Origin of the sequence: Ruegeria intermedia, assembly GCF_900129345.1 — a bacterium.
GTDB lineage: Bacteria > Pseudomonadota > Alphaproteobacteria > Rhodobacterales > Rhodobacteraceae > Ruegeria > Ruegeria intermedia.
Genome location: NZ_FQVK01000003.1, coordinates 1 through 14,358, shown reverse-complemented (window position 1 = coordinate 14,358; position 14,358 = coordinate 1). Strand labels below are relative to the sequence as shown.

13 protein-coding genes are annotated in these 14,358 nt (G+C 64.4%); 5 read left to right on the top strand and 8 right to left on the bottom strand.

Translation table 11 applies throughout. The annotated features are described in order from the left end of the window. Positions 1-14: 14 nt before the first annotated feature. Positions 15-593: a nitroreductase family protein gene (locus F3H26_RS02945; protein ID WP_149774587.1), complete on the top strand. Its 579-nt coding sequence runs from the start codon at positions 15-17 to the stop codon at positions 591-593. Continuing rightward, positions 593-1,303 carry an EI24 domain-containing protein gene (locus F3H26_RS02940; protein WP_149774771.1) on the top strand — a complete coding sequence of 237 codons (711 nt, stop codon included), beginning with the start codon at positions 593-595 and terminating at the stop codon, positions 1,301-1,303. The genes F3H26_RS02945 and F3H26_RS02940 overlap by 1 nt, the downstream gene beginning before the upstream one ends. Here the strand turns inward: F3H26_RS02940 and F3H26_RS02935 are convergent. Genes F3H26_RS02935 through mce form a run of 3 tightly spaced genes read right to left on the bottom strand, consistent with a single transcriptional unit; the run spans position 1,294 to position 3,357 of the window. Beyond that, positions 1,294-2,613: a ferredoxin reductase family protein gene (locus F3H26_RS02935; protein ID WP_149774586.1), complete on the bottom strand. Its 1,320-nt coding sequence runs from the start codon at positions 2,611-2,613 to the stop codon at positions 1,294-1,296. The two genes, F3H26_RS02940 and F3H26_RS02935, sit on opposite strands and share 10 nt — an antisense overlap. A gap of 42 nt (positions 2,614-2,655) precedes the next feature. Next, positions 2,656-2,931, bottom strand: a complete 276-nt coding sequence (locus tag F3H26_RS02930) for a DUF1467 family protein (RefSeq protein WP_149774585.1) — start codon at positions 2,929-2,931, stop codon at positions 2,656-2,658. 21 nt (positions 2,932-2,952) lie between these two features. Then, on the bottom strand, positions 2,953-3,357 hold the full coding sequence (mce, locus tag F3H26_RS02925) for a methylmalonyl-CoA epimerase (RefSeq protein ID WP_149774584.1): 405 nt from the start codon (positions 3,355-3,357) through the stop codon (positions 2,953-2,955). Positions 3,358-3,491: 134 nt separating this feature from the next. Between mce and F3H26_RS02920 the strand changes: the two genes are divergently transcribed. Then, positions 3,492-4,211: a response regulator gene (locus F3H26_RS02920; protein WP_149774583.1), complete on the top strand. Its 720-nt coding sequence runs from the start codon at positions 3,492-3,494 to the stop codon at positions 4,209-4,211. A 279-nt stretch (positions 4,212-4,490) separates the two neighbouring features. Here F3H26_RS02920 and aspS read toward each other — a convergent pair whose 3' ends face one another. Next, the gene (gene aspS / locus F3H26_RS02915) at positions 4,491-6,266 is read right to left on the bottom strand and encodes an aspartate--tRNA ligase (RefSeq protein WP_149774582.1); all 1,776 of its coding nucleotides are present in this window, start codon (positions 6,264-6,266) and stop codon (positions 4,491-4,493) included. A 195-nt stretch (positions 6,267-6,461) separates the two neighbouring features. Between aspS and F3H26_RS02910 the strand changes: the two genes are divergently transcribed. Then, positions 6,462-7,688, top strand: a complete 1,227-nt coding sequence (locus F3H26_RS02910; RefSeq protein ID WP_149774581.1) for an SAM-dependent methyltransferase — start codon at positions 6,462-6,464, stop codon at positions 7,686-7,688. 5 nt (positions 7,689-7,693) lie between these two features. On the opposite strand, the gene F3H26_RS02905 is transcribed toward F3H26_RS02910, so the two are convergent. Genes F3H26_RS02905 through F3H26_RS02895 form a run of 3 tightly spaced genes read right to left on the bottom strand, consistent with a single transcriptional unit; the run spans position 7,694 to position 10,085 of the window. Beyond that, on the bottom strand, positions 7,694-8,365 hold the full coding sequence (locus F3H26_RS02905) for a CPBP family intramembrane glutamic endopeptidase (protein WP_149774580.1): 672 nt from the start codon (positions 8,363-8,365) through the stop codon (positions 7,694-7,696). After that, a complete protein-coding gene (locus tag F3H26_RS02900) occupies positions 8,362-9,009 on the bottom strand; it encodes an aminotransferase class IV family protein (RefSeq protein WP_149774579.1) in 648 nt (215 codons plus the stop codon). Before F3H26_RS02900 ends, F3H26_RS02905 begins: the two co-directional genes overlap by 4 nt. Further along, on the bottom strand, positions 8,964-10,085 hold the full coding sequence (locus F3H26_RS02895; protein ID WP_262504543.1) for an aminodeoxychorismate synthase component I: 1,122 nt from the start codon (positions 10,083-10,085) through the stop codon (positions 8,964-8,966). Before F3H26_RS02895 ends, F3H26_RS02900 begins: the two co-directional genes overlap by 46 nt. Positions 10,086-10,269: 184 nt before the next feature. On the opposite strand from F3H26_RS02895, the gene carB reads away from it, so the two are divergent. After that, on the top strand, positions 10,270-13,623 hold the full coding sequence (gene carB / locus F3H26_RS02890; protein WP_149774577.1) for a carbamoyl-phosphate synthase large subunit: 3,354 nt from the start codon (positions 10,270-10,272) through the stop codon (positions 13,621-13,623). Positions 13,624-13,783: 160 nt separating this feature from the next. On the opposite strand, the gene F3H26_RS02885 is transcribed toward carB, so the two are convergent. Then, positions 13,784-14,358 (bottom strand): alkylphosphonate utilization protein (locus F3H26_RS02885; protein WP_223162413.1); only part of this gene is annotated, 575 nt, incomplete at its 5' end.

Sequence of the window (14,358 nt, the reverse complement as noted above, 5' to 3'; positions counted from 1 at the left end):
AAAAAGGTTAACATATGTCTCTGAAGAACCCGGCCGCGTTGGACTTTCTGCAATCCCGCCGCTCTCGCCCGGCCAAGACGCTGGTTGCGCCCGCGCCGAGCCGCGACCAACTGATGCCGCTGCTGACCGCGGCGGCCCGCTGCCCCGACCACGGCAAGTTGGAGCCGTGGCGGTTCATCGTTCTGGAGAAAGGCGCCATGCCCCGCCTGTCCGCGCTGACCGAAGAGCGTGGAAACGCCCTGGGCAAAAGCCCCGAAGAGATCGCAAAAGCCCGCAGCCAGTTCGACATGGGGCAACTTGCCGTTGCCGTGATCGAGGTTCAGAATCCGTCGGAAAAGATCCCGGCGATCGAACAGACCTATTCGGCCGGGGCGGTCTGTCTGGGCCTGCTGAACGCGGCGCTGGCCGCCGGTTGGGGCGCAAACTGGCTGTCGGGCTGGCAATCACATGACCGGGAATTCTGCGAACGCGGTCTGGGCCTGGCGCCGAACGAGCGGGTTGCCGGGCTGATCCACATCGCCACCGAAAGCACCGCTCCGCCCGAACGCCCCCGTCCGGATGTGGACGCGATCACCGAATGGGTGTCCGAGTGATCGTTCTCAACGCCTTTTTCGCCGCCCTCGGCCAGATCGGAGACCCCCGGTTCCGCAAGGTCCTGATGCGCGGCATCGGCCTGACGATCCTGTTGCTGGTCGTGGCCTGCGCCGGGGCCATCTGGCTGATCAACGTCGTGTCGGGCTCTGATATTTCGCTGCCATTTGTCGGGGCCGTTCCCTGGCTGAACGATGTCCTCAACTACTCCGGCATCGTGCTGGTGCTGATCCTTCCGGTCTTTCTGATGATTCCGGTGGCTTCGGCGATCACCTCGATGTTCCTGGACGAGGTCGCCCAGGCCGTCGAGGACAAGCACTATCCGGCCCTTCCGCCCGTCCCCCGCATTCCGATCGCAGACGCGGTTCTGGATTCGCTGGGGTTCCTGGGCGTTCTGATCGTCGCGAACCTGCTGGCCCTGGTGCTTTATGCCCTGTTCCCGCCGCTCATGCCGTTCATCTTCTGGGGCATGAACGGTTTTCTTCTGGGGCGCGAGTATTTCACGCTGGCCGCCATGCGCCGGGTCGGCCGGGACGGGGCGCGCCGGTTGCGCGCACGGCATGCCTCGACCATCTGGATCGCCGGCACGTTGATGGCCATCCCGCTGACCTTTCCGCTGGTCAACCTCGTGATTCCGATCCTCGGAGCGGCCACATTCACCCATATCTTCCACGCGCTGAACGGCCGGCCCGAGGCAGCCCGTCAATCATAGACGAAGGATTCACACAGAATCCGGGGCCGGGGTACGCCCAGCGCAGTCAGGTCCTGCTGTACCGAAGTCAGCATTCCGGGCGGGCCGCACAGGACGAACAACCAGCTTCGGCGCGCCTCATCGTCGAACAAACGGCGCAACAGAGGCCGGTCGATCACCCCAACCTCACCGGTCCAGTCCTCGGCCGGTTCCGAAACCACGTGAACCAGGCGCAGATGCCCGCGTCGTTCCATCGCGGCAAGCCTGTCAGAATCGACGATCTGTGCCGCCGACCTGTTGCCATAGATCAGCGTCACCGGGCGCGGATCGCCCTGCGCGCGCAACTCGTCCAGAATGCTCAGCATGGGGGCGATCCCGACGCCCCCGGCGATCAGCGCCATGCCCGGTGCGTCACGCTCGACCGGGGTCAGATGCCCGAACGGACCATCCAAATAGGCCGGTGCACCGATCGGAATCCGCCCCAAGCTGCGGGTGAAGTCGCCCAGTTCCTTGATGACAAACCGTATCTCGGGGCCCTCCGAAGGCGCCGAGGCGATGGAAAACGGGTTGTCGTTCACTGAAAACGGGCCCTGCCCGACCTGCAGCCAGGCAAATTGTCCGGCCTGGAATTTCAGCCCGTCATGGCCGTCCGGCGCCAGCACCAGTTCCCAGGTGCGTTCCGCAATCGGCCCGACGCGTGTCACGCGCCATGGTCGGCGCAACCGGGCCAGCGGCGCCAGAAGATAGACCCGCAGCATGCACGCACCGGCAACCGCCCCCGATGCCAGCCAGAAGCCGGTCAGAACCGGGTCAGCGCTGTACCGGCCCGCCAGAAGCGCGTGCCAGATGGCGAAACCCGCAATGGTCAGGGCCATCAATCCGTGCCCCAACCGCCAGTTCTGGTATTTTTTTCCCAGATCCGACCGCGACAGGGCCAACCCCACCAAGACCGGCAGCAACATCCAGGCGACAGCGCCGGGCAGGATCGCCTCGGGCTCCCAGTTCAGGGTCAGCTGGCGGGTGGTGTCCCAGGGATAGGGCGGGTTGCGCGCGCCTTGATACAGAAAGGGATGGATCAGGGCCAACACCAGGGCCACGCGCGCCAGGACCCGATGCCAACGCATCGTCACATCCATGCCGATCCGACGCGAGATCAGACGAAAGCGGCCCGACAACAGGAACTCGACCAGCAGGATGGCCAAAGCAACCAGACCGGCGCCGGTGGCAAGCTCATCCCACAGGGACCGGAGGGGAAGCCCCTGCATCCCCGCCAGGGCCAGCGGCGCCACCAGCAGGACCACGTATCCGACGATCAGTACCCGCCTCGGCAACAGCAGATACTCCCCTAAGCAAACGCAAGCACCCCGCCGGAGTCACTCGACGGGGTCAAGCTGGTTCAGCCAGTCGAAATCCCTGATCGAGATGACGCCCGACACGATGATTCCGGCAATGATCGCCCACAAGACGATCGAAATTCCGGTGGTGATCCACAGTTTCTTCTTCATGTGGTGAACTTCCGGCGCACCCGCATGGGTGCCCGGCACGATGTCGCCCAGATCCCCCTGCGTCTTGATGCGCACGGGCAGCACGACCAACAGGGTCATAAACCAGATGACGGCGAACAGAACCAGCGCGGCCGTAATGGTCATACAAGAACCTCCCTGCCGAGTTCAGACCTGCTCCAATTCGACGAGGCAGCCGTTGAAATCCTTTGGGTGCAGGAACAGAACGGGCTTGCCATGCGCGCCGATCTTGGGCTCTCCGTTGCCCAGCACGCGGGCACCGGTCGCCTTCAGGTGATCGCGCGCGGCGATGATGTCCTCGACCTCGTAGCAGACGTGATGGATGCCACCCGAGGGGTTCTTTTCCAGGAACCCCTTGATGGGGCTGTCGTCACCCAGCGGGTACAGCAACTCGATCTTTGTGTTCGGCAATTCGATGAACACCACGGTCACCCCGTGATCGGGTTCGTCCTGCGGGTCGCCGACCTTGGCACCCAGCGCGTTTCGATACTGCGCCGAAGCGGCCTCGAGGTCGGGAACCGCGATTGCGACGTGGTTGAGGCGGCCGATCATGACAAACTCCTTCGTTCGGGTCGTCGATGGTTATGGGCGCAGCCCCTGAAAAGGGCAAGTGCGTCAAAGCGCGCGTTAACCCTGTGTTATCCAGATCTTCCTAGCGTGAGGCATCTGCTGAAAGGAGTTCTGCCATGGACGATTCGGTGCCCTTCGCCGCATCCACCCCTGCACCAAGCGCCGCACGGCCGTTGCTTGGGCAGACGATCCTGGTTGTCGAGGACAGCCGATATGCCTGCGACGCCCTGCGCTTGATGTGCCTGCACAGCGGCGCCCGTATCCGGCGCGCGGACTGCCTCAGATCCGCCCGGCGGCATCTTCAGATCTACCGCCCCAGCGTGATCATCGTGGACATGGGCCTGCCCGACGGCTCGGGGGCCGATCTGATCGCGGAACTCGACGTCGCCAGCCCCCGCATCAGCGCCATTCTGGGCATGTCCGGTGACGACGGCGCGCAGGATCTGGCGCTGCGGGCCGGGGCCGATGGATTCATGGCCAAACCGCTGAAATCGCTGGCGCATTTTCAAAAGACAATCCTTCAACTGCTGCCAGAGGACCGGCGACCCGGCAACCTGCATGCAGTCCGCGACGAAGAAATCTCAGCGGACCCGATGGCCTATCAGGACGACATGGCGCACATCGCCGACATTCTGACCGGGCCCGCCGATGACCGAACGTTGGACTACGCGGCGCAATTTCTGCGCGGCGTCGCGCGCGACGCCGGTGACTCGGTTCTGGCCGAAGCGGCGCAACAGCTGGCCACATCACGCGTCAGAGGCGCCCCCGTAACGGTCGTGGCCGCCCGTGTCGCCGGGCTGGTGCAAAACCGTCTTGAACGACGGGAGGCCATCTGAATGACCACGGCGTTTTTCATCACCACCGCGTTGCTGTGCGCCTGGTGGTACCGACAATCCCGGCGACAGGCGCGGGCCATTCGGGTCAATCGACAGAATCAGCCCGGATGGCTGGATTGAAGCTTGCGGCCTTGGGATCTTAGCCCAGCCGAAAGGATCCCGGCCGGAACAACCGTCCCAGATCGGCCGCCCACGGCAAAACCTGACAGGCCAGCGGATACGTGCGCACCCGCTGAACCTGGTTTGGCAGCGGGTACGGAGAGGTCCGAGCGGGCTGGATCAATCCTGCGGAATGACGCGCAGGCCCAGTTCCATCAACTGATCCGAGGTCGGGTCCGACGGCGCCTGCATCATCAGGTCTTCCGCGCGTTGGTTCATCGGGAACATCATCACCTCGCGGATGTTGGCCTCGTCCGCAAGCAGCATGACGATCCGGTCGATGCCGGCGGCGCAGCCCCCATGCGGCGGGGCGCCATAGTGGAACGCGTTGAACAGCGCGCCAAAGCGGCTTTTGACCTCGTCCTCGCCATAGCCGGCCAGTTCGAAGGCCTTGAGCATGATTTCGGGCTTGTGGTTCCGGATCGCGCCCGACACAAGCTCGTAGCCGTTGCAGGCCAAATCGTACTGATAGCCTTTGACCTCGAGCGGGTCGCCCTGCAACGCCTCCATGCCACCCTGCGGCATCGAGAACGGGTTGTGCTCGAAATCGATTTCGCCGGTTTCTTCGTCCTTTTCGTAGATCGGGAAATCCACGATCCAGGCAAAGGCGAACCGGTCCTTTTCGGTCAGGCCCAGTTCCTCGCCGATGACGTCACGGGCCTTGCCGGCCACCTTTTCGAAGGCCTTGGGCTTGCCGCCCAGGAAGAAGGCCGCGTCGCCTTTGCCCAGCCCCAGTTGCAGACGGATGGCCTCGGTGCGTTCGGGACCGATGTTCTTGGCCAGAGGGCCGGCTGCTTCCATCCCGTTCTCGCCCTCGCGCCAGAAGATGTAGCCCATACCCGGCAGGCCTTCCTTCTGGGCAAAAGCGTTCATCCGGTCGCAGAACTTGCGGCTGCCGCCCCCCGGTGCGGGGATCGCGCGGATCTCGGTGCCTTCCTGTTCCAGCAGCTTGGCGAAGATCGCGAAACCGGACCCCCGGAAATGGTCTGACACCACCTGCATCTTGATCGGGTTGCGCAGATCGGGCTTGTCGGTTCCATACCACAGCGCCGCGTCCTTGTAGGAGATCTGCGGCCAGACCTTGTCGACCTTCCGGCCGCCGCCGAACTCTTCGAAGATGCCGGTCAGCACGGGCTGGATCGTGTCGAACACGTCCTGCTGGGTGACGAAGGACATCTCGAGGTCGAGCTGGTAGAAATCGGTGGGCGAGCGATCGGCGCGCGGGTCTTCGTCGCGGAAGCAGGGCGCGATCTGGAAATACTTGTCGAAGCCCGACACCATGATCAGCTGCTTGAACTGCTGCGGCGCCTGCGGCAACGCGTAGAACTTGCCCGGATGCAGGCGCGAGGGCACCAGAAAGTCGCGCGCGCCCTCGGGGCTGGAGGCGGTGATGATCGGCGTCTGGTATTCGCGGAATCCCTGATCCCACATGCGGCGGCGCATGCTGGCGATCACGTCCGAGCGCAGTGCCATGTTGCGCTGCATCGCCTCGCGGCGCAGGTCCAGGTACCGATAGCGCAGGCGGGTTTCCTCGGGATATTCCTGATCGCCGAACACCATCAGCGGCAGTTCCTCGGCCGCGCCCAGCACTTCCAGTTCGCGGACATAGACCTCGATCTCGCCGGTGGGCAGCTTGGGGTTCACCAATTCGGGGTCGCGCGCCTTGACCGTGCCGTCGATGCGGATGCACCATTCCGAGCGCACTTTCTCCAAAGCGTTGAATGCTTCACTGTCGCCGTCGCACAGAACCTGCGTCACGCCATAGTGGTCTCGCAGGTCGATGAACAGCACGCCGCCGTGATCTCGCACCCGATGAACCCAACCCGACAGGCGGACGGTTTCACCGACATTGGCGGCGGTCAGATCGGCGCAGGTGTGGCTGCGATAAGCGTGCATGGATGATATCCCTTCGGGCGCTGAATTCGTCGCGCCGATACACCGCGATCGGGTCGGGAAGTCAAGTGTCGGGGCGCGATGCGGGCCGGAATGCAGACAAATTCGAAAAAAATCGCTATGTTTCGGACAGGTGAACTCAAATAGCTTTCCCGGCACGCGGGAGCCAGGCCCCTTGAGCAAGGAGGTTTTCGGCCGATGTGGCAAACTGTTTTGGATCGCGTATTGCGGGGTTTCATCACCCGCGGAACTCTGCGGGTCACCTTCCCGGACGGGACTGCGCGCACCTATGGCGACGCCACGAAGCCAGAGGCGCATATCACTCTGCATGACCCTGCATTGATGGCGCGCCTGGTGCACAGCCCCGAGATGGCATTTGGCGAGGGCTACATGGACGGTACCCTGACCGTCGACGAAGGCGGTTTGGAAGGCGCCATGCGGATCGCGATCCGATGCGCGGCCAGCGGGTCGTTGCCCCTGCTGCAGCAGATCCAGGACTGGGCCGGGTATCTGCTGCGACCGATCCTGCAGCGCAACTCGGTCCGCTCAGCGCGGCGCAACGTGGCGCATCACTATGACCTGTCCGACGACTTCTACCGGCTGATGCTGGACCCTGACATGCAGTACAGCTGCGCCTATTTTCAGCAGCCCTGGATGACTTTGGAACAGGCGCAAGCCGCCAAAAAGGCGCATATTGCGCGCAAGCTGTGCCTCGAACCCGGCATGCGCGTGTTGGACATCGGCTGCGGCTGGGGCGGTCTGGCCCTGACGCTGGCGCGTGACCACGGCGTGCATGTGACCGGGCTGACCCTGTCGCGGAATCAGCACCGTACCGCGACCGCGCGGGTGCAGCAGGCCGGGTTGACCGACCGCATCGACGTCCGGCTGATGGACTATCGGCAGATGCAGGATCAGTTCGACCGGATCGTCTCGGTCGGGATGCTGGAGCATGTGGGCGCGCCACAGCTGCGCACCTATTTCGACCGAGTCGCCGCCCTGTTGAAGCCCGACGGCGTGGCGTTGATCCATTCCATCGGCCGCAACGGGCCGCCCACCGGCCAGTCGCCCTGGCTGAACAAGTACATCTTCCCGGGCGGCTATGTCCCGTCGCTCGAGGAAATCGTCAGACCCGTGGCACGCACCGGTCTGTGGTTCCTGGATGTCGAAAGCCTGCGGCTGCATTATGCCCTGACCCTGCGCGCCTGGCGCGACCGGTTCGAGACCAATCTGGATCAGGTGCGCGCGATGTATGACGACCGGTTCATCCGCATGTGGCGGTTCTATCTGACCGCCTGCATCCTGGTGTTCGAGGAGCGCGACCAGACCGTTTTCCAACTGCAGTTGGGCCATCGCCGCGACGCGGCGCCGTTGACGCGGGACTATCTGTATCAACCCGATCAGGACATGCGCGACGCCGCCGAGTAGCGCCCCTAGAACGGGCGCTGCACGTTGCCGGAATAGAAGAACACGCCAAGCCCGGCGGCAAAGATGATGTTGCCCGCGATCGCGTGCAGCAGCACCGCATAGAAGAACGACCCGCGCTTGCGGTAGGCCCATGAAAACAGCAGCCCGCCCGCGAATGTCATCACGGTGACGATCCAGCTCCAATACATCAGGTGCGCAAAGGCAAACAGCCCGGCGTTCAGCAACGGCAAGGCCGCGCCGTCGGGCAGGATCGCGTGATAGCGGCGATAGAACAGCGTGCGAAACAGCAGCTCTTGCGGCAGCGCCGACAGCAACGGATAGCCCAGCCAGATCACGGCCAGAAATTCGGGCCGGTTCAGCAACAGGTAAAAAGCCGCATCGGGGCGCGTGGCCATCACCAGGGCCGAACAGATCGCCGCCATTGCGAAGGAGAACCCGATCACCTCGGCCCAGCGCCAGTTGCGCCAGCCATAGCGCAGCTCGGCCCAGGAAAAGCCCGGAGTGCGATGCAGCAGGGCGATTCCGATGGCGGTGAAGAAGAACAGAGCCGGAAACATCCAGTCGGGTGGAAACAGAACCGCGATCAGCAAGGGGACCGCGACAAAGAACGCCACGAATTCAGCCTTCAGGCGCAGGTTCGACACCTGCAATCCACGCGCAGAACTGCGGTCGCTCATGGCAATATCACCCGGGCCGGGATCAAACCGCGCAGGGAATTGCCCATCCAGACCCGGTGCGCGGCGGCCAGGTCATGCAGGGTCAGGACCGCCTCGGTCGCGCGTCCGGTTTCGAGCAACTCCTCACGCAGGATGCCCGGCAGCAGGCCCGCGGCAACCGGAGGTGTCAACAGGCGCCTGTCTTCCGTTTCCACGAACAGGTTGGTGATGGTGCCCTCGCACAGTTCATCCCGTTCGTTCAGGAACAACAGCTCGTCCACGCCGTCGGGTAATTCCGCCCGCGCTTGATCATAGATCGCGCGGCGGGTGGTCTTGTGGCGCAGCCAGATGTCCGAGGACGTCAGCCGCGGCGTCGCCAGGCCCACCGTCCAGCCCGGCGGGTTGTCTGCCAAAGACCCCGTGGTGATCTTGGGTACACCGGTCAAGTCCAGCGTCAGCCGACACCGCAGCGGGTCAGCGCCGGACACACCGTCCAACACTTCGCCGACGCGCCGCACGTCGAACCGAACACCCAGCCAGTCCGCAGTCCGCGCCATACGCCGCAGGTGACGGGTCACACGTACAAAGCCCTGCCCGGGCCGAAACGCAAAGGTTTCGATCAGGCGGAAATCAGGCTCAGTTGGCGGGCGAACCGGGCTTTCCATAGCGCTTCCTCGTATTCCGACGCGGCGGTGCTGTCCCAGACGACGCCTCCGCCGACGTTCAACGTGGCCCGATTGCCCTCGACCATCAAGGTCCGGATCGCGACGTTGAACTCCGACCGCCCGTCCGGGGCGGCCCAGCCGATGGTGCCGCAATAGATGTCGCGCGGCCAGGGCTCCAGATCCGACAGAATCTCCATCGCGCGGATCTTGGGCGCCCCGGTAATCGAACCGCAGGGAAACAGCGCCGTCAGGATGTCGGACAACCCCGCCCCCACCTGCAGCCGCGCCTGCACCAGCGACACCATCTGATGCACGGTGGCGTAGGTCTCGACCTTGAACAGCTCGGGCACCTGAACGGTTCCCGGCAGCGCCACGCGGCTGATGTCATTGCGCAGAAGGTCCACGATCATCAGGTTCTCGGCCCGGTTCTTTTCGTCCGAGGACAGGAAGTCGCGCCGACGCGCATCCTCGGCCAGGTCGGCGCTGCGCGGCTGGGTGCCCTTCATCGGCCGGGTCTCGATCATTCCGTCGGTATCGGTGCGAAAGAACAGCTCGGGCGAGCGGCTGAGCAGATCGGGCAGCCCGTCCTGCTGGACCAGCGCGCCATGACCGACCGGCTGCCCGGCGGTCAGCGCGGCATAGAGCGCGGCGCCGTCGCCCTCGGTTTCCAGGTCGATGGGAAAGGTCAGGTTGGCCTGATAGATGTCCCCGGCCCCGATCGCATCATGCACGGCGCGGAAAGCTTCGGCATAGCGCGCCTCGCTCCAACGCGGCTGGAACGCAGTCAGCCCGGCCGCACCGGACGGCAGATCCTGCACGCTCGGGCCATCGAACACGCCAAAGCACAAAAGCGGCAATCGACGGGTCGCGGGCAGCCTTGCGGCCAGCTTGGGCTCAAGCGCATAGCCCAACTCGTAACTGGCATATCCGGCCAGCCAGCCGCCCTGTGCCCGCGCGTCATCCAGCGCCGCCAACGCCTGGGGCACCTGCTCCGCCCGGTCGGCGCGGATCACCTGGGCGGGCCGATCGAAACCGGTGCCCGGACCGGCGGGTCCCTGATCGAAACGAATGCGCACTTGTTTCCTCATCTGCCGTGCAGCGGCATATAGAGAATACGGCGCCGAGGGAAAGGGGGGAAAGCGGCAATTTCGCTTCCGTTTCCGATCCCCCTTGCACCTTTTGCCCGGGTCCCTATAACGCACGACAATTTGGGCGCTTGGGCGGCGCCAGCGACTCGTGCAAAATCGAAGGGACCAGGCCATGCCGAAGAGAACCGACATCCAGTCGATCATGATCATCGGGGCGGGGCCCATTGTCATCGGGCAGGCCTGCGAATTCGACTATTCCGGCGCCCAGGCCTGCAAGGCCCTGCGCGAGGAAGGCTATCGGGTCATCCTGGTGAATTCGAACCCGGCAACGATCATGACCGACCCGGAACTGGCCGACGCCACCTATATCGAACCGATCACGCCCGAGGTCGTCGCCAAGATCATCGAAAAGGAACGCCCCGACGCCCTGCTGCCTACGATGGGCGGTCAGACAGGCCTGAACACTTCCTTGGCACTGGAAGAGATGGGCGTGCTGAAAAAATTCGGCGTCGAGATGATCGGGGCCAAGCGCGAGGCCATCGAGATGGCCGAGGACCGCAAGCTGTTCCGCGAGGCGATGGACCGCCTGGGCCTTGAAAACCCCAAGGCCACCATCGTCACCGCCCCCAAGCGCGAGGACGGCACCGCCGATCTGGATGCCGGCGTTCAGCTGGCGCTGGACGAGCTGGAAAACATCGGTCTGCCCGCGATCATCCGCCCCGCCTTTACCCTGGGCGGCACCGGCGGCGGCGTGGCCTACAACCGCGAGGATTACATCCATTATTGCCGCTCGGGCATGGATGCCTCGCCGGTGAACCAGATCCTCGTGGACGAAAGCCTGCTGGGCTGGAAGGAATACGAGATGGAGGTGGTGCGCGACACCGCCGACAACGCCATCATCGTCTGTTCCATCGAAAACGTCGACCCGATGGGCGTGCATACCGGCGACTCGATCACCGTGGCCCCGGCGCTGACGCTGACCGACAAGGAATACCAGATCATGCGCAACGGCTCGATCGCCGTGCTGCGCGAGATCGGCGTGGAGACCGGCGGTTCGAACGTGCAATGGGCGGTGAACCCCGCCGACGGCCGCATGGTGGTGATCGAGATGAACCCGCGGGTGTCGCGCTCGTCGGCGCTGGCGTCCAAGGCGACCGGCTTCCCGATCGCCAAGATCGCGGCCAAGCTAGCCGTGGGCTATACGCTGGACGAGCTGGACAACGACATCACCAAGGTCACCCCGGCCAGCTTCGAGCCGACCATCGACTATGTGGTCACCAAGATCCCGAAATTCGCCTTCGAGAAATTCCCCGGATCCGAGCCTTACTTGACCACCGCGATGAAATCGGTAGGCGAGGTCATGTCCATCGGCCGCACGATCCACGAATCGATGCAAAAGGCGCTGGCCTCGATGGAATCGGGGCTGACCGGTTTCGACGAGGTTGAAATCCCGGGTCTGAGCATCGGCTTGTGGGACCCGGTCGAGAGCGGCGACGACAAGGCGCATGTCATCAAGGCCATCAGCCAGCAGACGCCCGACCGGCTGCGCACCATCGCGCAGGCGATGCGGCACGGGCTGTCGGATGACGAGATCCAGGCGGTCACCAAGTTCGATCCGTGGTTCCTGGCCCGCATCCGCGAGATCATCGAAGCGGAACGCACCGTCCGCAAGGACGGCCTGCCAATGACCGAGGACGGTCTGCGCCGGCTCAAGATGCTGGGCTTTACCGATGCCCGTCTGGGCAAGCTGACCGGCCGCGACGAGGACAATGTGCGCCGCGCCCGTCACAACCTGGGCGTCAAGGCCGTGTTCAAGCGCATCGACACCTGCGCCGCCGAGTTCGAAGCGCAGACACCCTACATGTATTCGACCTACGAGGCGCCCACGATGGGCGAGGTCGAATGCGAGGCCCGTCCCAGCGACCGCAAGAAGGTGGTCATTCTGGGCGGCGGCCCCAACCGGATCGGCCAGGGGATCGAGTTCGACTATTGCTGCTGTCATGCCTGTTTCGCGCTGACGGATGCCGGGTATGAGACCATCATGGTCAACTGCAACCCGGAAACGGTTTCGACCGACTATGACACCTCGGACCGCCTGTATTTCGAGCCGCTGACCTTTGAACACGTGATGGAGATCCTGCGGGTCGAGCAGGAGAACGGCACGCTGCACGGTGTGATCGTGCAGTTCGGCGGCCAGACCCCGCTGAAGCTGGCCAACGCGCTGGAACAGGCCGGCATCCCGATCCTGGGCACGTCGCCGGACGCTATCGACCTGGCCGAAGACCGCGAGCGGTTCCAGGCGCTGGTCAACGAGCTGGGGCTGAAGCAGCCCAAGAACGGCATCGCCTCGACCGACGCGCAGGCGCTGGAAATCGCCGAGGAAATCGGCTTTCCGCTGGTGATCCGCCCGTCCTACGTTCTGGGCGGCCGCGCGATGGAGATCGTGCGCGACATGGATCAGCTGAAGCGCTACATCAACGAGGCCGTGGTGGTCTCGGGCGACAGCCCGGTGCTGCTGGACAGCTATCTGGCCGGGGCGGTCGAACTGGACGTGGACGCGCTGTGCGACGGCAAGGATGTGCATGTGGCCGGCATCATGCAGCATATCGAAGAGGCCGGCGTGCACTCGGGCGACTCGGCCTGTTCGCTGCCGCCCTATTCGCTGTCGACCGAGGTCATCGACGAAATCAAGGCGCAGACATATAAGCTGGCCAAGGCGCTGAACGTGGTCGGCCTGATGAACGTGCAGTTCGCGATCAAGGATGGCGAGATCTACCTGATCGAGGTCAACCCGCGCGCCAGCCGCACCGTGCCCTTCGTGGCCAAGGCGACCGACAGCGCCATCGCCTCGATCGCGGCGCGGGTGATGGCGGGCGAGCCGCTGTCTAACTTCCCGCAGCGCCCGCCCTACAAGGCAGGCCAGGACACCAAGATCGCCGACCAGATGACCCTGGCCGACCCGAACATGCCGTGGTTCTCTGTCAAAGAGGCGGTGCTGCCCTTTGCCCGTTTCCCCGGCGTCGATACCATCCTTGGCCCCGAGATGCGCTCGACCGGCGAGGTCATGGGCTGGGACCGCGACTTCCCCCGTGCCTTCCTCAAGGCGCAGCTGGGTGCCGGCATGGTGCTGCCGTCCACCGGGCGGGCCTTCATCTCGATCAAGGACGCCGACAAGGGCCCCGCAATGCTCGAGGCGGCGAAGGTACTGGTGGAACAAGGCTTTACGCTGGTGGCCACGCGCGGCACGCAGACCTGGCTGGACAGCCAGGGCGTGCCCTGTGACGTGGTCAACAAGGTCTATGAAGGCCGCCCCGACGTGGTGGACATGCTGAAGGACGGTCAGGTGCAGCTGGTGATGAACACCACCGAGGGCGCGCAGGCCATCGAGGACAGCAAGGCGATCCGCTCGATCGCGCTCTATGACAAGATCCCCTACTACACCACGGCCGCAGCCAGCCACGCCGCCGCGTTGGCCATCAAGGCGCAGGCCGAGGGCGATGTCGAGGTCAGGTCCCTTCAGGGCTGAAACGCACCGCAGACACGACCCAAAGGCCGCGGTGCTGCGGTGACACATCCGGGATGGCCCGGACCTTCTGAAACACCCCCCCTGCGGCGCAAATCGCGGCAGGGGTCAATTGATGATTGAAGGCGCGACGTGGGGCCTGCGGCGACGCCTCTGTGTCAGATTACTTGCGTTTGACGAACTTGGTCAGGATGACGATGCGCTGGCCTTCGACACGTCCTTCGATACGCTCGGGGTTGTCGGGCACAAGCGAGATGCCACGCACTGCCGTGCCGCGCTTGGCGGTAAAGCCGGCACCCTTGACGGGCAGGTCCTTGATCAGAACCACGGTATCGCCCTGAGCCAGCGGCGCACCGTTGCTGTCGCGGTGCTGACTTTTGGTTGGGACGTTGTCGGCCCAGGCCTGGGTTTCCTCGTCCAGCCAGAGTTGCTCGGACAGGTCGCGGGCCCAGTCGTGATCCGAGAGGCGTTTCAGAAGGCGCGCGGCCAGAACCTGCGTGGCGGGGTCCTCGGACCACATGGCGGTGGCGAGGCAGCGCATGTGGTTGGGGTCCAGACCGCCCTCGACCTGGGTGCGGCAGGTGTCGCAGAGAGCGCAGGCGGCCCCGTCCGGCCCGCCGGTGACGGCAAAGGCAGAGGTGGGAGAGGTGGTTCGGTTCGTTTGAACAGTTTCGAGCCGTTTTGTAGGTGGATTTCCCGCTCGGTTATGCCGCGACCGGGATTGGTCGCGACGGGTTG